Consider the following 19,403-nt stretch of genomic DNA (forward strand, 5'->3'; position numbering starts at 1 on the left):
GGCGAGGCCGCTGGCGATGGCGCCGAGCGACCGCCATGCTCTGCGCCGCGGTGATGACCGCGTCTCCGGTCGTTCAGGCGCAGGAGCCGGCCGCACCGGCGGTGTCGGAGGAGCCGGCCGCGGAGGGGCCCGAGAGCGCGGACGCACCGGATGCACCGCCCGAGGCGCCGGCCCCGGCGGTCGATCAGGCGGCCGCGCTGGCGTACTTCCGCGAGGGCAAGCAGCACTACAGCGAGCGCCGCTACGCCGAGGCGGCGCAGGCGTTCGCGCGCTCGCTCGAGGCGGCGTGGTCGATCAACGCGCTCTACAACAAGGCACTGTCGCTCGATCGCGCGAGTGACCTGATCGGGGCGCTGCAGGCGTACCTCGACTACCTCCAGCACGCCGAGGCGAAGGACGAGCACCGCGTGCCCGCGCTCGAACGCAGCGAACAGCTGCGGCAGCGGCTCGGCGAGGTGTTGCTGCAGATCGACAGCCCCGAGGCGATCCGGGAGATCCGGATCAACGGCGATGCGGTCGACAAGGGCGCCTTCCCGTGGCTCACGCTCCCCGGTTCGCTCGACGTCGAGTTCGTCGGCGAGGCGCCCGGGCAGCGCAAGCACATCCGCGCCGACGTGCGCGCCGGTGGGTCGGTGACGATCGTGTTCCCCGGGTTCGTGCGGCCCGAGGTGCGGCCGGCGGACTCGCCGAGGCTGCCGCGGTTCGCACCGGCGGAGGAGTCGCGGCGCGTCAAGGGGCTGCGCGCGGGCTTTTGGACCACGACGTCGCTCGCGCTCGCGGGCGGCGTGACGGTGGCGATCCTCGGGTCGCGCGTGCTCCTGGCCCGCGAACGCGCCCGCGCCGGCTGCGACGGCCTGTGCGAGGAGGGCGAGAAGCCGGGGCTGTATCGCACGTTCTACACGCTCCAGGACACGACCAACGTGGCGATCGTGGTGACGGCGGCGGTCGGGGTGGCCGCGCTGGCGCTGGGCATCGCCCTGCGCCGCGAGCGTGCGCGCCGGCCGGTGGCGACGCGGGCCGGTCTGCGCTGGCTCGGCTCGGCCGTCGAGCTCACGTTCTGAGGCGCTTGCACCGGCGCGTCCGGGCTGCCATGACTCACCCCATGCAAGAGCGCCGGTGGCCGACCTATGCCCTCCGCGACCTCGTCCTCGACGAAGCGGTGCCCGACGAGCGCGGCTCGCTGCGCGTGCGTGACAGCGCCGGTCGGGTCTACCTCGACGCGGTGAACGGCGTCGGCTGTGCGCCGCTCGGCCACGCGCACCCGCGGTGGGTCGAGGCCCTGACGGCGCAGATGCAGCGCCTGAGCGCCGCCGCCAACTCGTTCAGCACCGCGCCGCAGCAGCGCTTCGCCGCCGAGATCGCCGCGCGGGTGCCGGTCGTCGACGCGCGGGCGTTCATCGCCACCACCGGCACCGAGACCACCGAGGCGGCCCTGAAGCTCGCGCTGCGGGCGACCGGGCGCAACACGATCGTCGCGTTCGAGCGGGCCTTCCACGGCCGCTCGCTCGGGGCGCTGGCGTGCACGGCCAACACCGCCTACCGCCACCCGTACGTGCGCTGCCTCGGCGAGAGCGAGCCCGCCGAGCCGTTCGCCACCGCGCGAGTGCTGCGCCTGCCGTTCGGCGACCTCGAAGCGCTGCGCCGGACCTTCGCCGAGCACGGGGCCGCGATCGCGGCGGTCTTCATCGAGACGATCCAGGGCGAGGCGGGCGTGTATCCGGCCACGCGCGAGTTCCTGGTCGGGCTGCACCAGCTGTGCCGCGAGCACGGCGCGCTGGTCGGCGCCGACGAGGTGCAGTGCGGCTTCGGGCGCACCGGTTCGTGGTCGGCCTGGTCGCACATCGTCGGCGACGATCCGTCGCTCGCGCCCGACCTGATGTGGATCGCCAAGGCGCTCGGCGGCGGGTTCCCGATCGGCGTGTGCCTCGCGCGCGGCGACCTGGCGCAGGCGATGGGCAAGGGCACCCACGGCACGACCTTCGGCGGCAACCCGCTGGCGTGCGCCGCGGCGCTCGCCAGCATCGACATCCTCGAGCGCGACGGCCTGCTCGCCGCCGCCGGGGCCCAGCTGCCGACGCTGCAGGCGATCGCCCGCGAAGAGCCGTGCGCGCGGGTGAGCGAGATCCGCGGCCACGGGGCGCTGATCGGCGTGCAGGTCGGAAAGCCCGGCGAGCAGATCGCCACCGCCGTCGGCGACCGCATGATGCGCGACCACGGCATCCTCGTCACCGTCTGCGGCGGCCACACGATCCGCCTGCTGCTGCCCTACCGCGCCGGCGCCGAGGAGCTGCGAGAGGTGTGGCGCGCGATCAGCCGCTCGCTGGAGTCCGAAGCAACATGACCTTCAAGCAATGTCCTAAGCAACATGTCCTGATGGCCATATCGCTGCTCGCGCCGCTCGAGCTCGGGTGCAAGCGCGAGGCCAGCGAGGCGCCCGAGTCGACGGCGGTGGCGGAGCCCGAGGCGCCCGTGCAGCAGCCGGTCGAGGCGCCCGCGAGCGAGCCGGTCGAGGCGCCCGCGCGCGACACGGCGCCCGCCGACAAGCCGCCGGGCGACGTGGTGGCCGCGAACGTGCCGACCGCCGAGCCCGCGGGCGAGGTCAAGCCGGCGACCGCGAGCGCCCTGCCTGCGGCGCTGCACACCAAGGTCGACGACTCGTGCGGGCGCGACGCCGGTGTCGGCACGAGCGCGCTGCCGTTCGCGCTCAAGACCGCCGAGGGCAAGGACATCAGCATGGCGAGCCTGCGCGGCAAGGTCGTGCTGCTCAACTTCTGGGGCACGTGGTGTAAGCCGTGCCTCAAGGAGCTGCCGGAGTTCGACCGGCTGATCCGTCACTACAAGAAGCAGGGCGCGGTGCTGGTCGCCGTGGCCACCGACACCGAGCCGGAGAAGGTGCTCGAGTTCGCCAAGGAGCGGAGGATCTCCGCCAAGCTGGTGCTCGGCGGCGAGGACCTGGCCAAGCAGTATGACAGCCCCAACTTCCCGTTCTCGTTCGTGGTCGACGAGAAGGGCACGATCCGCGGCTCGTACCGCAGCTACAAGCCGGAGTGCATCGGGCGGATCGAGCAAGACATCCGCACGAGCCTCGAGCAGAAGAAGCGCTAGCGATCGACGTGGAGGCCGGCGCTCTCGTCGAACCGAGAGCGCCTTCCTGCTGCCTGATGCGCCGAACCTGTCTTCGCCGCTCGGCTCACGAGAACTCGACGACTCGCTTCTTCCGCAGCTCGACGACCAGCTTGGTGAGGGCCAGGTCGTCCTGCGGGTACGCGTCGAGGATGTACGACCAGGTCCGGCCCTCGGCGAGGTCTTGCACGACGTCGAGCTGCTCGCGCGGCAGCGTGTGCCAGCGGACGGGCGACGGCTGGATCAGCGCCACCTCGGCGCCGTACGTCGGCACGGGTGTCTTTTCGGCCAGGTGGAGGATCTCGTCCTGCTGGCGGGCCGACTCCATCAGGATGTGCTCGATCGCCGAGCGGATCTCCTGCGCCGGTGCGTGCTCCGGGGCCGCGTTCTCGAGCGCGAACGTCCCGCGCTTCCACGCCAGCATCCGCATCAGCGCCTTCTCGGGCAGCAGCGCCGCGGCGCTCTTGTCGATCGTCGCCGAGAACGCGTGGCCGTCGCGCAGGTGCACCCGACCGGTCTGGACGGTGTCGAGGTTGCGCACGTTGAGGGTCCCGGTCTTGCGGCTGGCCGCCAGCCACTGCAGCACGTCGACCAGCGGGATCTCCTCGATGCTCCCCGTCATCGAGCGGTTGGAGAAGTCGACCGTCGTCGGCGTGCGGTGCTTCTTCTCGCCGGCGCGCGGGGCGGCGCCGACCTGGCTCGGCTTGGCGACCACCACGCTCATGAGGCTGCCGCCGATGGAGATGCGGTCGCCGGCGCGGAGGCAGTGGCGCTGGACGGCGCCGCCGTTGACGTGCACCCCGTTGCGCGAGCCGAGATCGCGGACCCACACGCGCTGGCGTTCGGCGAAGAAGCGGGCGTGCTTGCGGCTCACGGCGTCGTCGGCGAGCACGAGGTCCGATTCGCTGCTGCGGCCGACGATGTAGTGGTCCTTGTCGGCGTCCAGGGGAAACTCTTCGCCCTTGTACTTGCCCGTCAGGAACTTGAGGACGTGAATTTCCGCACTCATGAGCGCACCCTCGAGCATAGGTTTGGAGCCACACCCGCGTCAACGCTGTGCGGTGGCGGATGAGGGAGATCAGGACGCGGGGTCGGGGCGCAAAACCCGTGACGGCGCACACGGGTGGGCGCTCCCGCGATCGTGCTGCGCGGCGCTGCTCGGCCGCAGCGGCGTCGCCAGCGCCCATGCGTGGCCGCGCCTACCAATAAACGCTAGGCTTTGGCGTCAACCCTCAGCCTCTTCACGAGGTGGAGTCACGGTCATGAACAAGCGTCCCTGGATCGGCCCCGTGAGCGCACTGGCGCTCGTGCTTTCGTTCGCTGGCGGTTGCACGCGGAGCGTGGGGGCTGGGGTGGTCCATCCCGACGAGATCCCGCGGACCGTGGCGGCCGCGCCGGCGGCCTACGAGACGGTTTACGTGCAGAGCCAGGCGTACGCCACCCCGACCGGGGCGCCGCAGGCCAACGGTTACGCGATTCCGGGCGAGGCGCCGGTCGACCCCGAGGCGCAGACCCAGGCCAACATCGCCAACCCGCCGGGCCTGGTCGGCACCGAGACGCTGAGCGACGGGCAGCAGGTCCAGGTCGTGACGTACGTGCACACGTACCCCGAGGCGATCGAGACCTACCCGCGGGTGTGGTGGTCCGATCGTTGGTACTACAACATCAACGGCAACTTCGTTTACTACAGCCCGTACTACAGCAACTGGGTGTACTACTGGGGCCCGCCGTCGCCGCTGGTGTACGCGTGGAACTACTACTACCCGTGGGTCCCGTACTCGTACGGCTGGGGCTTCTACGGCAACGGCTGGTACTGGGGCGGGCCGGGCTACTGGGGCTACCACGCGTGGGGCCGGCCGCCGTCGTACTACTACAACTACTACCCGCACGACCCGGGCTCGGTGCGGCACACGACGCCGAGCACCGGCGGGCCGACGGGCGGCACGCGGCACTCGATGAACGCGTCGCAGGGCGGGCCGACGGGCAACCAGGGCTTCGGCGACAAGCTCGGCCGTCCGAACGGCAACAACGGCGGCATGGCCCCGGGGGCAGGTCGACCGACCGATCTCTCGGCCGGTCCGCAGGCCGGCGGCATGGGTGCGGGCGCCAGCGGGCCGCGCGGGCTGGCTGCGGCGCCCGAGGGCGGTCGCGGCGGCCTCGGCCCGGGCGGTCAGGCGGGGGGTCCCGCCAACCTCGCGGCTCCGAACACGCGCCCGAGTCAGCTGCCCCAAGGGCCAGGTTCGTGGACCGCCAGCGGCACGCGCACGGTCACCGGCTCGAGCGCGAGCTACCCGAACATGCCGATGTCGAGCGGGGCTCGCCCCGGCGGCGAGGCTGGCGGACGCGGCTACGCGGCTCCGGGGGCCGGCGGTCTTTCGGCCGGCGGCTCCAAGGCCACCGGCGGCATGAACGCGACCTACCGCCCGACCTACGCGCCTCCGGGCACGAGCGGCGGCGGCGAGCGCGGGACGATGGCGGCCGGCGCGGCGCGGCCGAGCAGCGGCGGCGGGTTCGCGTCGTCGCAAGCGACCTACGTGCCTGCCACCTCCGGCTCACGCGGCGGGCCGCGCAGCGCGACGAGCTCGTTCGGTGACAGCGGCGGCGGTTGGGGCGGCGCGCGCGGGACGGGCTCGACCTTCAGCGGCGGCAGCCGTGGCGGGTTCAGCGGCGGCTCGAGCGGCGGGTTCAACGGCGGCGGCGGCAGCGGCTTCGGCGGCAGTCGCGGCGGCTTCAGCAGCGGCGGCGGTGGCGGCGGCGGCTTCAGCGGCGGAGGCGGCGGCGGCGGCGGTGGCTTCAGCGGCGGAGGCGGCGGAGGCGGCGGCGGCCGTGGTGGCGGCGGAGGCTTCAGCGGCGGCGGCGGTCGCGGCCGCTGATCGTCGACCCTCGACCGGACGATGCCACGAAGACCCGCTCTCCCCGAGGGCGGGTCTCGTCGCGTCGGGGGCATGCCCCGGGCGAGATGTCCCAAGGGACATGTCGATCGCTAGACAAGAGCGGCCTGAGCAGTGCCAGGTCGGGCAATCAAATGTCCCAGGGGACAGGTCGGCTTGAGCGCGCGGGTCGGCTTTGTTAAACCTTTAGAGTGCTGATCATCGAGCCCGTCCCGTGTCTGCGCGACAACTACGCGTACCTGCTGCGCGATGCCGACTCGAGCGACGTCTGGCTGGTCGATCCATCGGAGGCCGGGCCGCCGGCGCGGGCGATCGCGGCGGCGGGCGGGCGGCTGAGGGGGATCCTCGCAACCCATCACCATCACGATCACGTCGGTGGCATCGACGAGCTCGTGGGCGACGACGCTGACGTGTGGGTCGCCGGGCACGCCAGTGATCGCGGACGGATCCCCCGTCAGACCGTGTTCGCCGACGCGGCGATCGATGCATGGCTGGACAGCGGCCTCGTGCTCGCGGGGCGGCGCTTGCTGGGGCTGCACATCCCCGGGCACACCAGCGGCGCGATCGCCTGGCGGCTGGTCGGCGAGGGTGGCGAGCCCGACGACGTGTTCACCGGCGACACCCTGTTCGCGGCCGGTTGTGGTCGCCTGTTCGAAGGGACACCCGCGCAGATGCACCGGAGCCTGCAGCAGCTGACTTCGCTGGGCGGCTCGACGCGGCTGTGGTTCGGCCACGAGTACACGGCGGGCAACTTGCGCTTCGCGGCGGTGGTCGAGCCCGACAACCGGGCGATCGCCGAGCGAGCGGCGGCGCTGCCGAGCCGCACCACGCCGACCACCGAGGCCGACGAGCGGGCGACCAACCCGTTCGTCCGCGCGAGCTCGGTCGAGGAGCTGGCGGCGCGTCGCAAAGCGAAGGACGAGTTCCGCGGCTGAGCCTGCGGGTCGCTCGCTCACGCTGCGGTGCGAGGCTGACTGCGGCTGAGCCTGTCGGCGAATCGGGATCTGCTCACCGTACGCCGCGGCTTTGTCGCCGGCTCAGGGAGCACTCGGCGGCGGGCGGGTCACGTCATCTCGCAGCGAACCAATAAAAAGCGCCCCGAACACCCGTTCTCTCGCTACCGTTGCTACCTTCCGGTCCTGGCGGGGTTTACGAGAGAGCCGTCGCTCGGGGCATAAGTACCGGTTGTTGAGGCCGGTGCGGAGAGGGAGGGATTCGAACCCTCGGTGGGTTGCCCCACACAAGATTTCCAATCTTGCACCTTAGACCACTCGGACACCTCTCCGGGTGTTCTGGTTTGCTGTGTGGGGCTTCTTCTCGGAGGAAAACTTGCGGAGAGGGTGGGATTCGAACCCACGGTGACTTTCGCCACACCAGATTTCGAGTCTGGCACCTTCGACCACTCGGACACCTCTCCAGGTGGCGGGGCGCGGACATTACCAGAATTTTTAAAGAGGTCCAGCCCTTGGGCGCGGCGAGCGGGGCGCTTCGGCGGGGTCCGGGTGAGACGGTGCGTGAGGAACGGCGCATGTCCGGGGGCGGCGCCTGGGCGAGGAGCACGCACACTCCAGATCGGCCATGAACCGCCTCGCGCAATCCAAGAGCCCCTACCTCCGGCAGCACGCGGAAAACCCGGTCGACTGGTACCCGTGGGGCGACGAGGCCCTCGAGCGCGCCCGCCGCGAGGACCGGCCCATCTTGCTGTCGGTCGGCTACAGCGCCTGCCACTGGTGCCACGTCATGGCCCACGAGTCCTTCGAGGACGCCGAGACCGCGGCGCTGATGAACCAGAACTTCATCAACATCAAGGTCGACCGCGAGGAGCGGCCCGACATCGACGAGATCTACCAAAAGGTCGTGCTGCTCATGGGTCAGGGCGGAGGCTGGCCGCTGACGGTGTTCCTGACCCCGGACCACCGCCCGTTCTACGGCGGGACCTATTTCCCGCCGGTGCCGAGCTACGGACGCCCGAGCTTCCGCCAGCTGCTGCTGGCGCTGACCGACCTGTGGCAGAACCGCCGCGCCGACGTCGAGGGCCAGGCCGAGCAGCTGCTCGAGGGCATCCGCGAGCTGTCCGCCGGCGGCCAGGATGGCGACGGCGCGCTCGTCGGGCCCGGGCCGCTCAAGGCCGCGGCCACCGATCTGCTGTCCCGCATCGACCCCGAGTGGGGCGGGTTCGGTCGCCAGCCCAAGTTCCCCAACGCGACCTGCCTCGAAGTCCTCATGCTTCAAAACAGGGTCGATGGGACAGGTTCGGACGAGCTGCTGCTGACGCTCGAGAAGATGTGGCGCGGCGGGATCTACGACCACCTGCGCGGCGGCTTCGCCCGCTACGCCGTCGACCGCGAGTGGCTGGTGCCGCACTTCGAGAAGATGCTCTACGACAACGCCCTGCTGCTCGGGCTGTACGCCGACGCCAGCCTGCGCTGGCCCGAGCACGGCTACCTGCGCCGGGTCGTGCGCGAGACGGTCACCTACCTCGAGGCCGACATGCGCGGGCCCGCGGGGACCTTCTACGCCGCCACCGACGCCGACAGCGAGGGCGTCGAGGGCAAGTATTTCTGCTGGACGCCGGCACAGCTCGAGGAGGTGCTCGGCAGCCGCGACGACGCCGCGCTGTTCGCCGCGGTCTACGGCGTCGACCCACGCGGCAACTTCGAGCACGGCATGTCGATCCTTCACCTCGCCCAGCCGCTCGCGCCCACCGCCGGCGCGCTCGGCATGACCGAGGCCGCGCTCGAGGCCCGCCTCGCGCCGCTGCGGGCCAGGCTGCTGGCGTCGCGTTACCAGCGGGTCCCGCCGCTGCGCGACGACAAGATCCTCACCGCCTGGAACGGCCTCCTGATCTCCGGCCTCGTGCGCGCCGCGGCGGCCGCCGAGCAGTGGGGCGAGCCGGAGCTGCGCGCCCACTGGCTCGCACTGGCGACCGCGGCCGCGCGGCGACTGCTCGACGCCCACATCGGCGCCCACGGCGAGGTCATGCGCGTCGACACCGACGGCGTGGTGCACACGCGCGGCTACCTCGAGGACCTGGCGTTCCTGGCCCGCGCCTGCCTCGACCTCCACGAGGCCACGCTCGACCTCGCCTGGCAGCAGGCCGCCGCCGTGCTGGCCCGCTACGCGCTGGCGCACCACGCGGTGTCCGGGGGCGTCGGCTTCTACGTCACCGCCGACGACGCCGAGCGGCTGATCGAGCGCACCGAGTCGCAGCACGATTCGGCGATCCCGAGCGGCCTCGGGCCGATGGTCGAGGTGCTGCTGCGCCTCGATCTCGCCGGCGTCGCCCCGGCGGGAGCGCGCGCGGCCGCGGAGGCGTGCCTGCAGCGACAGGGCGCCGCGGTCCGCCAGCCGTTCGCGTTCGCCAGCCTGATCGCCGCCGCGCAGTTCGCGGCCCCCGAGGCCGCCCATGTCACCCTGCGCGGCGCCTCGCCCGAGGCCGTCGCCGGGCTGGCGCGCACCGTCGCCGCGGCGCGACCGGCCATGCGCGCGCGCCTGGCCGTGAGCTTCGAAGCGGCCGAGGGCCCGCCGGCGGCGCTGGTCTGCCGGGCCCAGGTCTGCAGCACCCCGATCGGCCAGCCGGACGCGCTGCGGGCGGCGCTGCTCGGCGAGGCTTCGCGGTAGACTCGGGCGGCGCGATGCCCTACGTCGAGTACGCCTGCGAAGGCCGCCTGCTGTTCCGCACCGAGACCACCGAGGACGTGCAGTTCGTCCCGCGGATCCACGAGGTCGTCGTCATCGACGACGTGCCGTACCAGGTCGTCGACGTCGAGTACTGGGCCCGCCGGCTCGGCTCGACCGACCGCCGCCTGGTCTGCCCCACCGTCTACGTCGTGCCGATCGCCGGCGTCGAGTGGGAGCAGCGGCTCGAGCGCCGGGTCCCGCGCAACAAGGACGGCAAGCCGCCCACGCGCTACTGACCTTTCGGGCATGTTTAAAGGGACATGTGCCGACGGGCATGCCCCGAAGAGCATGCCCGTGAGCACATGTCCCGAAGGACCAGAGATCGAACTAGCGGAGGAGGAGGGATTCGAACCCTCGGTGCCCTTGCGGACACGGCGGATTTCAAGTCCGCTGCCTTAGACCGCTCGGCCACTCCTCCGGCGGGGCCGCGAGTATCGACAAGCCGGGCCCGCGCGTAAAGCCCTCACGGCGCCCGGGCCACGCGGGCCAGCGCGCGCTCCGCTTCGCGCCGGCCGGGGGCGGTCGCGGGCGCCAGGCGCAGGAATTCCTCGTACGCCGTGCGGCTGGTGGCGACGTCGCCGTGGGCCTCGGCGGCGCGGGCCAGCCACAGGTGCGCGTCGGGCAGCCAGGCCGTGCCCGGCGCGGCGGCCTGGACCGCCCGGCCCAGGCTGACCGCCGCCTCGGCGTCGAGCTGCAGGTCGTGCTCGCTGCGACCGAGCCAGTAGTGCGCCTCGGTGAGGCCCGGCTCGAGCGTCACGGCGCGCTGGAGCTGGCGGCGGGCCTCCTCGAAATTTTCGCGCTCGTAGTGCGCCTGCCCCAGCGCCATGAACGCGGCCGGGAACGCCTCCGTCGCCCGAGTTACCGCGCTGAGCTCGGTCACCGCCTCCTGGGCGCGCCCGAGCTGCAAGAGCGCGCGACCGTACAGGAATCCGGCCTCGTGCAGCGTCGGCGCCAGCTGGTGCGCGCGGCGGAACGCCGGCAGCGCGTCCTGCAGGCGACCGCTGCGCTCGGCGATCTTGCCCGCCATGAGCTCCACGTCGGGGTTGGGCCCCCCGGGCCGGCTGAGCCGCAGCTCGGCCTGCGCCAGCCCCGGCTCGCCGCGCGCCAGCAGCACCTTCGACTTCAGCAGGTGGCCCTCCCACGAGTCCGGCGAGCGCAGCAAGATCTGGTCGGCCAGCGACTCCGCCGCCTCGACCGCGTCCTGCGCCAGCCGCAGGCGCGCGATCGCCAGCACCACCTCGTCCGGCGCCCGCACGTCGCTCAGGTGCGGCTGCACCAGCGCCTCGAGCGCGCGCAGCTCACCTGACCGAAGGTACAGGCGGCTCAGCGGCCCGATCAGCCCCGCGAATCCGCCCGTGCGCTCGTGCACCGCCAGCAGGTCGACTCGCCCGGCGTCCGATCGCGGAGTCTCGAGCACCAGCACCCCGCGGCGCAGCTGGGCCGCGTTGTCGTCGGGGTCGAGCGCCAGCGCCCGGTCGAGCGTCTCCATCGCCGCGTCGCGGTTGCCGAGAGTGGCCAGCGCCCCGGCCCGCGCCAGCGCCAGCGCCCGCAGGTCGGCTCGCGCGCTCTCGGTAGGATCGCGGCTGTGCTCCGAGTACAGCCGCTCCAGCCGGCCCAGCGCCTCCTCGCACGGCCGCAGGCGGGCGTACTCGACGGCCGCGCGCACGTGTGCCGGCTTGCTCGCGGCCGCCGCTTGGAAGTGCTCGACCGCCTCCTCGACATCGCCGCGCAGCAGCGCCAGCCGGCCGCGCAAAAACATCGACTCGATCAGCGTCGACTTCTCGGCCGCCAGCTTCTCGATCGCCTTGAGCGCCCCGCCCTCGTTGCTGGCTCGCAGCGCCAGCTCGGCTTGCAGGATCGACGCCTCGAGGTCGTCGGGCGCGTCGCGCAGCCGCGCCGTCAGCCCTTGCTGCGCGCGCGCCAGCTCGTCCGCCTCGATCAGCACCCGCAGCGACGCGTGCACGACCTCCGGATCGCGCGGCGCCAGCTTGATCGCCTCGTCGGCCCAGTACACGCTGCGCGACACCTCGACCGACGCCGCCGCCACGCGAGCGTGACGCACCAGCACGTGCGCCTGATGCCGGTCGCTCACCCCTGGCTCGCGGACCAGCGCCTCGAGCCGCTTGCGCGCCTCCGCCAGCCGGCCGCGGGCGATCAGCGCGTCGACCAACAACAGCTCGAGCGCCGGGCGGTGCTGGCGATCGGTCGCGTCGCGCAGCGGCTCGAGCGAAGCTCGCCGGTCCTTCGCGAGATCGGTAGCGAACGACAGCCAGCGGGCCGCCTGATCTCCTGGCCGCAAGGACATCGCCTCCGCGGCATCCTCGGCCGCGGTTTTGAAGTCACCGGCGGCCAGCGCCAGCAGCCCGCGGTACAGCGTCACTCCCGGCTCCGCGCCCGAGGCCAGCATCCCTCGCGCAGTTGCTCGCTCGCCGTCGGCGAGCGCCGCGAGGGCCTGGATCCGCTCGGCGCGGAAGTTCTCGCGCTGGACCGTCGCCGTCAGCCACGTCTTCGCCTGGGCCGCGCGCACCGGATCTGGCCCGTAGCGCAGGTGGATCCGCAGCGCCGCCTCGGCGCGTCCGAGCGGGTCCTCCGTCTGCTCCGCCACGGCCATCGCCGTCAGGTAGCTGTCCATCGTGTCGTCGTCGAACAGCGCTGCCAGCCGCTCGTCGCGCTCGCGCCGGGCCGTCGCGTCCGCCGGCACCTTGGCCGCGTACGCCCCGACCACCAGCGACGTCTCCTGCGCCCGCCCGTAATAGAACCCGAAGCTGCCGACCAGCGCCACGAACAGCCCGATCAGGCCCGCGTAGGCCAGCGCACCCGGCTCGGGCGGCGGCGGCGTCAGCACCACCGTCGGCCGGCGCGACTGCAGCTGCGGCCGCGGCGGGGGCGGCGGCGCGTCGGGTTGCGTCGGCAGCTCGCGCGTCTCCGCCTTGATGTCCGCGAGGTCGACCTCGACGTCGTCCGACCGCGAGAGCACCCGCGCCGTCACCGTCGACATCTCGCTGAGGTGCGGCAGGTCGAGCTCCGCGCTGTTCTCGAGGTCGCGGGAGTCGATCGTCGTCGGCAGCGTGCGCGGTGGGGTCGTGATCTTCGGCAGCGTGAACGGCCGCGTCGTCGACACCGGCGCCGGCAGGTCGTCCTCGCCGCTGCTCGACTCCGGTGACGGTTGTGACGGCGGCCGCGACGACGCTGCGCCTGGCGCGTCGCTGTTGCGCTCGCTCCCCGGCCGGTCGCCCACCAGCGTCGGCGGCACGAAGAACCCCGTCACCGGCGCCTGCGGCTTGCGGATGCTCCCCAGCGGCGTCCCCGGCAGCGGCAGCGTCGTCAGCCGCGGCAAGATCACCCGACCCGGCTCTTCCGGCGGCGCCTGCGTCGGCGTCCCGCAATTCGGGCAGCGCTCGAACGGCAGCCCCGCCTCGAACACGAACGCGCACTTGCGGCACGCGGGCGAGTTCGGCGGCAGGGCGGGCGAATCGGCCATCGGCGACGCGCAAGATAACACGCCGTCGCCGCGCCCGATCGGCGCCAGGACGGCCTGGAGACCGTCCGCCAGCGCGCGAGGTTTGTTTCAGGGCCCATGGGGCCGCGCACGTCCCGTCGGCCTCGGCGAGACCTCGGACCCTGCTCGGCGCATCGACCCGCGACCGCGTCACACGCAAGGCGAAGCGCACCGCAGCGCCCTGCGCAGCCGCGTCTCCACCGGCCCGCGCGACCCTCGACTGGCGAGGCCCTCGAGCGGCGCGCGGCTCTCCATCACACTAGATCTTTGCTCGCCGGGCTCCTCACGGCCACGCGAATCACGGCCGTGCCGGATCGCCAGCCGCCCGCGCCTACCCTAAACTCCGCGCGATGCTCCTGCGCGATCCCGTGCACGGCCTGATCTCCTTCAGCGGCGCCACCGCCCGCCTCGCCACGCGCCTCCTCGACTGCGCCGAGGTCCAGCGTTTGCGGCGGATCCGCGCCCTCGGCCTCGCCGCCCTCGCCTTTCCTGGCGGCGAGCACTCGCGCTTCGCCCACGCCGTCGGCGCTGCCCACGTCATGCAGCGTTACCTCGATCGCGTGCGCACCCTCGCCCAGGAGCTCCCGCCGCACGATCGCATCGATGACTTCTGGGCCCACGTCGCCCTCGCTGCTGCCCTCCTCCACGACCTCGGCCACGGCCCGCTCAGTCACACCTTCGAGGCCGTGCTCCCTGGCGCCCCGCGCCACGAAGTGTGGACCTCGCGGATCCTCCTCGACCCCGACACCCAGGTCCACCGCGTCCTCGCCGAGCTCGACCCGACCGCGCCCGCGCTCGTCGAGCGCCTCATCCATGGTCAGGGCCCGATCGGTCACCTCGCGCGCGCCGTCTCCGGCACCTTCGACGTCGATCGCTGCGACTACCTCATGCGCGACAGCTACATGACCGGCGTGCGCTACGGCCTCCTCGACGTCGACTGGTTGCTCGCCTCGCTGCGGCTCTACGTCCCCGAGGGCTCGACCTCTGCGCGGCTCGCCGTCGACGGCGAGAAGGGCCTCACCGCCGTCGAGGGCTTCTTCCTCGCCCGCCTCTACATGTACCGCCAGGTCTACCTGCACAAGGCCGCGCGCGCCGCCGAGATGATGATCCGGGCCCTGTTCCGCCGCCTGTGCGAGCTCGGCCCCGAGCCTGGCACCCCGCCGGTCCTCGAGGATCTCTTGCGCGGCCGCCCCGTCGACATCCACAGCTACCTCCGCCTCGACGACCACGCCCTCGCCGAGGCTCTCGCCGCCTACGCTCGCAGCGCCGACCCTGTCCTGCGCGAGCTCGCCGACGGCCTCGTCGGCCGGCACCTTTTTAAAACCTTGCGGCTCGCGCCGCACGTCGACTCTGCCGCCGCCGAGGCCCGGCTCGCCGAAGTCCTCGCCGCCGAGGGCGTCGCCCCCGCGTACCTCGGCGCCATCGACCGCGTCGAGATCGACGCCTACACCGACGACGAGGCGCTCATGGTCCTGCGCAGCGGCGGCCGCGTCCAGCGCCTGCTCGACGCCTCTCCGCTGCTCCGCGGCCTCGCCCGCGAGCGCTTCGTCCACCACCGCGCCGTCTTCCCCCCGGCCCTGCGCGCCCGCGTCTCGGCTGCCCTTGCGGACATGACCTGAAGACCCTGTCCTGAAGGCCCTGTCCTTCAAGACCTTCTCTATCGGCCATGTCCTTGCGACCCTGTACCAGAGAGCATGCTCTCTCAGACATGTCCTTTCAACCCTGTCCTTTGAGGCAATGAGCATTTCGCCCCTTCGATCTCGGCGACGAGCACTGCCTCTGAGCTGACCATCACCTCCATGCCGGCCGAGACATCGCCCTGACTCTCGCCCCTCGCGCAGGCCCAGTCCCGCCGCCGCCCTCACCGCCACCTCCTCACCGGCCCCTCCCATGTCCTTGCGCAAGAGCTCCCGTCCGCGCTGCCCCGTCTGCGGCCTTCACCTCGAGCGGTGCCTGTGCGCCGAGCTCCCGGTGCTCGACCTGCCGACTCGCTTTGTCCTCGTCCAGCACAACCGCGAGCGCTACAAGCCGACCAGCACCGGCCGGGCCGCCGCGGCCGTCCTGCGCGCTCCCATCCTTCACTACGGCGCCCAGGACGTCGCCATGGAGACTGGCCCGCTCACCGAGCCCGACCTCGACTACGTCGTGCTCTTCCCCGCCGAGGACGCCCAGGTCGCCGGTCCCGAGCTCCTGCAAACCGCCCCCGGCCGTCAGCGCTGCGTCGTCATCCTCGACGGCACCTGGCACCAGTGCTCACGCATGGCCCGGCGCGCCGCCCACGTCGCCGAATTTCCGAAGGTGTCCCTTCCGCCAGGTGGCCCCTCGCGCTGGGGCATCCGCCACGCCCCGCGCCCCGAGGCCGTCTGCACCTTCGAGGCCGCCACCCGCCTCGTCGAGGTCCTCCACGGCCCCGAAGTCGCCCGCCCGATGGAGCGCTTCTTCCTCGAGCTGACCGCCCGCATGCACGCCCAGCGCGGCTCCCTCCCGCCGGGCCACGACGACGACGACTGAACGAGCTTCGTCGCTCACCGCTCGCGCGAGCCCGTCATTCGCCGCCGTGCGAGCGCAACGCCGCCAGCGCGTCCCAGTCCGGCTCTCCGGGCCGCAGCCGCGGCACCGGCACCGGCTTGCCATCCCGGCCGCGGACCACGTCGACCCCCACGTGCTCCCGGACCGCTTTGCGCGACCCGCTGCGGGCCTCTGCCGACAACCGCGCCACGTACACCCCCGAGCGCTCGCCGTCGCGGATCGAGTAGCTGATGAGCCCTTCCTCGTGGCCCCACCGCATATCGAGCGAGAGGGCGAACACGTGGCGATCGACGAGCCGCTCCTGGCCCGTCGCCAGATCGATCACCACCAGATCGCCGAGCCAGTCGGCGCCAATGCCGACCGGACCGAGCATGCGTTCGTCCGACAGCCGCCCCAAGAATTCGTTCGCGCGGCTCGCGAGCTGCTCCGGCGCGCCTTCGAACGGCACCCGCCAGAGCGGCCCCTCGTCGCGCTTTCTGCCCTCGATGCAGCACCCCTTGGCCTCGAACAGGACCAGGCCGTCGTCCTCGATCCACTTGATGCGCCCCTGCTTCTCGAACGGCCGCGACGTGCCCGCCTTCAGGTCGGTCAGGGTCAAGGTGCTGTCGGAGAGCGATCCGGTGATCCACCGCTCGTCGTCGATCTTCGCGACGGGCGATACGTCCCCCGGTACGTCGACGAAGTCGAGATTGGGGAGGAAGAAGATCCGCTGGGTCTCCGAGAAGCCGAAGCCGAGCTGAACGATCCCCGCGCCGGCCTGGCTCAGCGGGAACAGGCTCAGCCTCAGCCACGACCGGGCCAGCAGCGCGTCGACATCGGTCGTCAGGTCGCGCAGGAAGATGTCGCCCTCCGGAGCCTCGGGATCGCCGTTGGTGACGGTCGCGTCTTGCCAGAGCAGCCAGCGCCCGTCGCGGGAAGTCTCCACCTCGCGCACGTCCGGCACCAGCGGCGCCACCGAGCGGTCGGCCAGGTCGATGCGCATCAGCGTGCCCTCGTCGTCGAGCGCCAGCACGAAATCGTCGAACGTGCGGATCGAGCTGGCGACGATGCCGGTGCCGCCGCGGCCCGTCGAGGTGATACGCACATCGTCGAGCAGCACGACCGGCTCCGACGTCTGGGTGAGCGGGTCGTCGGGGTAGGGGCTCAGCATCAGCGCCCCGAAGTCCTCGTCGTGCGGGACGACCGAGAGCATCCCGTGGTCGGTCCAGCGCAGCGCACAGCCGAACGCCTCCGGGTCGCCAGCGAACACCACGTGCGGCTCGCGCTCCCCGAGCGGATCGAGGAGCAAGACCTCCGCGGTCTCCTCGTCGCAACCGAAGAGCAGCTCCGGCCAGCGGTCGACGGTGAAGATCATCCCGATATCTCGCGCCAGCATCACCGGCGACTCGCCGCACAGCCCGGTCGACCACACCTCGGGGTCGCTCGTATCCGGGAAGTAGTCATCCTCGTCGCCGGGCGCGATCCGCTCGGTCGAGAACACCAGCCGGTCGCCGATCCGCGTCTGCCAGCCGAAGTTGACCTGACGGTCCGGCTCGAGCGGGAGGATGCGAAACGGTCCTTCCTGGCCGCAAACCTCTTCGAGCTCCTCCTGAGCGACCGGGTCGGGCCCACACCCCACGCCCAGGACGATCGCGCCGATACAGCCGCCGACACCACGCTTCATATCCCGCAAAGATAGACCGCCTCCCGGGCGGACGCACGCGCGCGGCGCCGAAAATTCTCGGGCCGTCCTCAGCGATAGATGCGCGCCTCTTCCTCGTGCAGCGTCAGGTACGTAAAGACCGTCCAGTCGGCTGCCACCAGCCCCGTGACCACGCGGCAGGCCACCACGGTCCCCGACAGCGCCCGCGTCGGCCGGACCATCGGCGACATCTCGAGCACGCGCGGCGAGCTCGGACCGAGGTGGTCGCGAGCTTCCTGCTTGAACAACCACTCCGGCGCATACTCGATTCCCGTGTCGAGGTCGCGGATGAGCGGCATGTCGAGCTGCTCGCTGAACTCCACGCTGAAGAAGCCCGTGTCGCGCTCGAAGAACTGCAGCTCCACCCGGTGGCCGATGGGGATCGGCGCAGCATGGTGGAATACGTAGACGACCGGCTCGGTCCCCATCCGCGATCCTCTTATCAGAGCCGCGGCGCCGCGTCGACGAGCGCCCGGGTGGCCGCGGCCTGCGGGGCGGTCAGCACCGAAGTCACCGGGCCGGACTCGACCGGGCGGCCGCCCGCGAGCACCAGCACGTCCTCCACCGTACCTGGCAGAAAGGACAGGTCGTGGCTGATCATCACCAGCCCGATCGACGCGGTCCGTAGCGAGCGCAGCAGGTCGACGATGGTCCAGGCGACCGGGCGGTCGAGCGCGCTCGTGATCTCGTCGACGATCAGCAGCTCCGGCTCCGCGGCCAGCGCCCGCGCGATCGCGGCCCGCTGCCGCTGCCCGCCGCTGAGCGCCCCCGGCACCCGGCCGAGCAGCTCGGGCCCCAGCGCCACGCGCTCCATCAGCGCCGCCGCTCGCGGATCGTCCCGACCATAACGATCGCGCCCCGCCAGCAGCCGCGCCTCGTCGATGCTGCGCCGGATCGTCAGGTTGGGGTCGAGCGCCGTCGCCGGGTCCTGCCACACCAGCTGCACCCGCGCCCGCAGCTCCGCCCACGCCGCCCGCGGCGACCCGACCAGCTCGCGCCCCGCCAGCCGCAGCGAGCCCGCGAGCTCCGGCTCGAGCCCGACCAGCGCCCGCGCCAGCGTCGACTTCCCCGAGCCCGAGCGACCGATCACCGCCAACCCCGTGCTCCGCCCGAGCTCGAGGTCCACCCCGCGCAGCCGCTCGCCGACCGTCAGCCCGCGTCCGACAAGCATGTCCTCGTGGACATGCCCTGATGAACCTGTCTCTAGAGACATGTTCATAGGGTCATCCTCGCCGCGCCGCCGCCAACACCATCGCCGCCGTGGTCGGCTCGGGCGGCGCCGCTAGCAGCTCGGCCAGCGGTCCGCGAGCGACCATGCGCCCGCCGTCCAGCACGATCGCGCGCGCGCAGCAGCGGACCACGCGGGCCAGGTCGTGCGACACCAGCACCAGCGCCACCTGCTCGGCTGCGCAGCGCCGCACCAGCAGCTCGACCAGCTCGGCCTGGCTCACGCAGTCGAGCGCCGCCATCGGCTCGTCGGCCAGCAGCAACGCGGGGCGGCAGGCCAGCGCCAGCGCCAGGGCCACGCGCTGCGCCTGCCCGCCGCTCAGCGCGTGCGGGTGGCGATCCGCGAACTCCGCCGCGAGCCCCACCTCTTCGAGGCGCTCATTTGGACGCCCGTCCGTGTCGTGCAGCGCACAGACCTCGCGCAGCTGCGCGCCGACGGTGCGCATCGGGTCGAGGCTCGCCGCCGCGGCCTGGGGCACCAGCGCCAGCCCGCGCCCGCGCAGCTGCGCCAGCGCGTCGCGATCGGCGAGCGACACCTCGCGGCCCTCCCACTGCAACCTCCCCGTCACCTTCGCCTCGCTCGGCGCCAGCCCCAGGAGACAGCGCAGCACCAGGCTCTTGCCGGCCCCGGACGGCCCGAGCACCGCCAGCGCCTCGCCGTGATCGATCGAGAAGCACACCCCTGCGAGCAGCGTTCGCCCGGCGATCGTGCAGCCGAGGTCGTCGACCCGCATCACGCCCAGCGTAACGCGCACGCGGCCGGCTGTCCGAT

Annotated in this window: 15 protein-coding genes, 3 tRNA genes and 1 other RNA gene; 9 read left to right on the top strand and 10 right to left on the bottom strand. The window is 72.4% G+C overall.

From position 1 onward, the window contains the following. The first annotated feature begins 53 nt into the window (after nt 1-53). The 3 genes from POL25_RS17130 to POL25_RS17140 are packed head-to-tail and all read left to right on the top strand — an operon-like array spanning nt 54 to nt 3,105. Complete coding sequence (locus POL25_RS17130) at nt 54-1,061, top strand: tetratricopeptide repeat protein (RefSeq protein ID WP_272087114.1); 1,008 nt, start codon at nt 54-56, stop codon at nt 1,059-1,061. Between the two features lie 41 nt (nt 1,062-1,102). Continuing rightward, nucleotides 1,103-2,341 (top strand): aspartate aminotransferase family protein, encoded by a 1,239-nt coding sequence (locus POL25_RS17135; protein ID WP_272087115.1) that lies wholly within the window; start codon nt 1,103-1,105, stop codon nt 2,339-2,341. Continuing rightward, the gene (locus POL25_RS17140) at nt 2,338-3,105 is read left to right on the top strand and encodes a TlpA disulfide reductase family protein (protein ID WP_272087116.1); all 768 of its coding nucleotides are present in this window, start codon (nt 2,338-2,340) and stop codon (nt 3,103-3,105) included. The genes POL25_RS17135 and POL25_RS17140 overlap by 4 nt, the downstream gene beginning before the upstream one ends. An 85-nt stretch (nt 3,106-3,190) precedes the next feature. Here POL25_RS17140 and POL25_RS17145 read toward each other — a convergent pair whose 3' ends face one another. Then, on the bottom strand, nt 3,191-4,132 hold the full coding sequence (locus POL25_RS17145; RefSeq protein ID WP_272087117.1) for a DUF4388 domain-containing protein: 942 nt from the start codon (nt 4,130-4,132) through the stop codon (nt 3,191-3,193). Nucleotides 4,133-4,385: 253 nt separating this feature from the next. Between POL25_RS17145 and POL25_RS17150 the strand changes: the two genes are divergently transcribed. Both POL25_RS17150 and gloB read left to right on the top strand, forming a co-directional pair. Then, nucleotides 4,386-5,996 carry a hypothetical protein gene (locus tag POL25_RS17150; RefSeq protein ID WP_272087118.1) on the top strand — a complete coding sequence of 537 codons (1,611 nt, stop codon included), beginning with the start codon at nt 4,386-4,388 and terminating at the stop codon, nt 5,994-5,996. Between the two features lie 209 nt (nt 5,997-6,205). Then, a complete protein-coding gene (gene gloB / locus POL25_RS17155) occupies nt 6,206-6,949 on the top strand; it encodes a hydroxyacylglutathione hydrolase (protein WP_272087119.1) in 744 nt (247 codons plus the stop codon). 149 nt (nt 6,950-7,098) lie between these two features. On the opposite strand, the gene ffs is transcribed toward gloB, so the two are convergent. The 3 genes from ffs to POL25_RS17170 all read right to left on the bottom strand — a co-directional run bounded on the left by ffs (nt 7,099) and on the right by POL25_RS17170 (nt 7,431). After that, an RNA gene (ffs, locus tag POL25_RS17160) (signal recognition particle sRNA small type) lies at nt 7,099-7,194 on the bottom strand. A 20-nt stretch (nt 7,195-7,214) separates the two neighbouring features. Next, a tRNA-Ser gene (locus tag POL25_RS17165) sits at nt 7,215-7,299 on the bottom strand. 47 nt (nt 7,300-7,346) lie between these two features. Next, nucleotides 7,347-7,431: transfer RNA gene (locus tag POL25_RS17170), tRNA-Ser, on the bottom strand. 161 nt (nt 7,432-7,592) lie between these two features. Between POL25_RS17170 and POL25_RS17175 the strand changes: the two genes are divergently transcribed. Beyond that, entirely contained in the window at nt 7,593-9,635 is a 2,043-nt protein-coding gene (locus POL25_RS17175; RefSeq protein ID WP_272087120.1) for a thioredoxin domain-containing protein, read from the top strand. Nucleotides 9,636-9,649: 14 nt separating this feature from the next. Then, on the top strand, nt 9,650-9,931 hold the full coding sequence (locus POL25_RS17180) for a hypothetical protein (RefSeq protein ID WP_272087121.1): 282 nt from the start codon (nt 9,650-9,652) through the stop codon (nt 9,929-9,931). A gap of 95 nt (nt 9,932-10,026) precedes the next feature. Here POL25_RS17180 and POL25_RS17185 read toward each other — a convergent pair. Both POL25_RS17185 and POL25_RS17190 read right to left on the bottom strand, forming a co-directional pair. Then, nucleotides 10,027-10,113 (bottom strand) — tRNA-Ser (locus POL25_RS17185). Between the two features lie 45 nt (nt 10,114-10,158). Beyond that, entirely contained in the window at nt 10,159-13,176 is a 3,018-nt protein-coding gene (locus POL25_RS17190; RefSeq protein WP_272087122.1) for a tetratricopeptide repeat protein, read from the bottom strand. Between the two features lie 368 nt (nt 13,177-13,544). Between POL25_RS17190 and POL25_RS17195 the strand changes: the two genes are divergently transcribed. Beyond that, a complete protein-coding gene (locus POL25_RS17195; protein ID WP_272087123.1) occupies nt 13,545-14,813 on the top strand; it encodes an HD domain-containing protein in 1,269 nt (422 codons plus the stop codon). A 271-nt stretch (nt 14,814-15,084) separates the two neighbouring features. Further along, the gene (locus POL25_RS17200; protein WP_272087124.1) at nt 15,085-15,705 is read left to right on the top strand and encodes a tRNA-uridine aminocarboxypropyltransferase; all 621 of its coding nucleotides are present in this window, start codon (nt 15,085-15,087) and stop codon (nt 15,703-15,705) included. A gap of 34 nt (nt 15,706-15,739) precedes the next feature. Here the strand turns inward: POL25_RS17200 and POL25_RS17205 are convergent, their stop codons facing one another. The 4 genes from POL25_RS17205 to POL25_RS17220 all read right to left on the bottom strand — a co-directional run bounded on the left by POL25_RS17205 (nt 15,740) and on the right by POL25_RS17220 (nt 19,386). Continuing rightward, nucleotides 15,740-17,386: a hypothetical protein gene (locus POL25_RS17205; protein ID WP_272087125.1), complete on the bottom strand. Its 1,647-nt coding sequence runs from the start codon at nt 17,384-17,386 to the stop codon at nt 15,740-15,742. Between the two features lie 68 nt (nt 17,387-17,454). Next, nucleotides 17,455-17,832, bottom strand: coding sequence for a hypothetical protein (locus tag POL25_RS17210; RefSeq protein WP_272087126.1), 378 nt, complete (start codon nt 17,830-17,832; stop codon nt 17,455-17,457). Between the two features lie 14 nt (nt 17,833-17,846). Continuing rightward, nucleotides 17,847-18,575, bottom strand: coding sequence for an ATP-binding cassette domain-containing protein (locus POL25_RS17215; RefSeq protein ID WP_272087127.1), 729 nt, complete (start codon nt 18,573-18,575; stop codon nt 17,847-17,849). Nucleotides 18,576-18,627: 52 nt separating this feature from the next. Then, nucleotides 18,628-19,386, bottom strand: a complete 759-nt coding sequence (locus POL25_RS17220) for an ABC transporter ATP-binding protein (RefSeq protein ID WP_272087128.1) — start codon at nt 19,384-19,386, stop codon at nt 18,628-18,630. Nucleotides 19,387-19,403 lie beyond the last annotated feature (17 nt).

This window comes from Nannocystis bainbridge, from assembly GCF_028368995.1.
In the GTDB taxonomy this organism is placed as follows: Bacteria; Myxococcota_A; Polyangia; order Nannocystales; family Nannocystaceae; genus Nannocystis; species Nannocystis bainbridge.

Excerpts from the sequence above, each read along its gene's own strand:
- POL25_RS17195 (WP_272087123.1), top strand. The coding sequence starts at position 13,545 with ATGCTCCTGCGCGATCCCGTGCACGGCCTGATCTCCTTCAGCGGCGCC.
- POL25_RS17210 (WP_272087126.1), bottom strand. The coding sequence starts at position 17,832 with ATGGGGACCGAGCCGGTCGTCTACGTATTCCACCATGCTGCGCCGATC.
- POL25_RS17190 (WP_272087122.1), bottom strand. The coding sequence starts at position 13,176 with ATGGCCGATTCGCCCGCCCTGCCGCCGAACTCGCCCGCGTGCCGCAAG.
- POL25_RS17130 (WP_272087114.1), top strand. The coding sequence starts at position 54 with ATGACCGCGTCTCCGGTCGTTCAGGCGCAGGAGCCGGCCGCACCGGCG.
- POL25_RS17150 (WP_272087118.1), top strand. The coding sequence starts at position 4,386 with ATGAACAAGCGTCCCTGGATCGGCCCCGTGAGCGCACTGGCGCTCGTG.
- POL25_RS17175 (WP_272087120.1), top strand. The coding sequence starts at position 7,593 with ATGAACCGCCTCGCGCAATCCAAGAGCCCCTACCTCCGGCAGCACGCG.
- POL25_RS17140 (WP_272087116.1), top strand. The coding sequence starts at position 2,338 with ATGACCTTCAAGCAATGTCCTAAGCAACATGTCCTGATGGCCATATCG.
- POL25_RS17145 (WP_272087117.1), bottom strand. The coding sequence starts at position 4,132 with ATGAGTGCGGAAATTCACGTCCTCAAGTTCCTGACGGGCAAGTACAAG.
- POL25_RS17205 (WP_272087125.1), bottom strand. The coding sequence starts at position 17,386 with ATGAAGCGTGGTGTCGGCGGCTGTATCGGCGCGATCGTCCTGGGCGTG.
- POL25_RS17180 (WP_272087121.1), top strand. The coding sequence starts at position 9,650 with ATGCCCTACGTCGAGTACGCCTGCGAAGGCCGCCTGCTGTTCCGCACC.
- POL25_RS17200 (WP_272087124.1), top strand. The coding sequence starts at position 15,085 with ATGTCCTTGCGCAAGAGCTCCCGTCCGCGCTGCCCCGTCTGCGGCCTT.
- POL25_RS17135 (WP_272087115.1), top strand. The coding sequence starts at position 1,103 with ATGCAAGAGCGCCGGTGGCCGACCTATGCCCTCCGCGACCTCGTCCTC.
- POL25_RS17215 (WP_272087127.1), bottom strand. The coding sequence starts at position 18,575 with ATGCTTGTCGGACGCGGGCTGACGGTCGGCGAGCGGCTGCGCGGGGTG.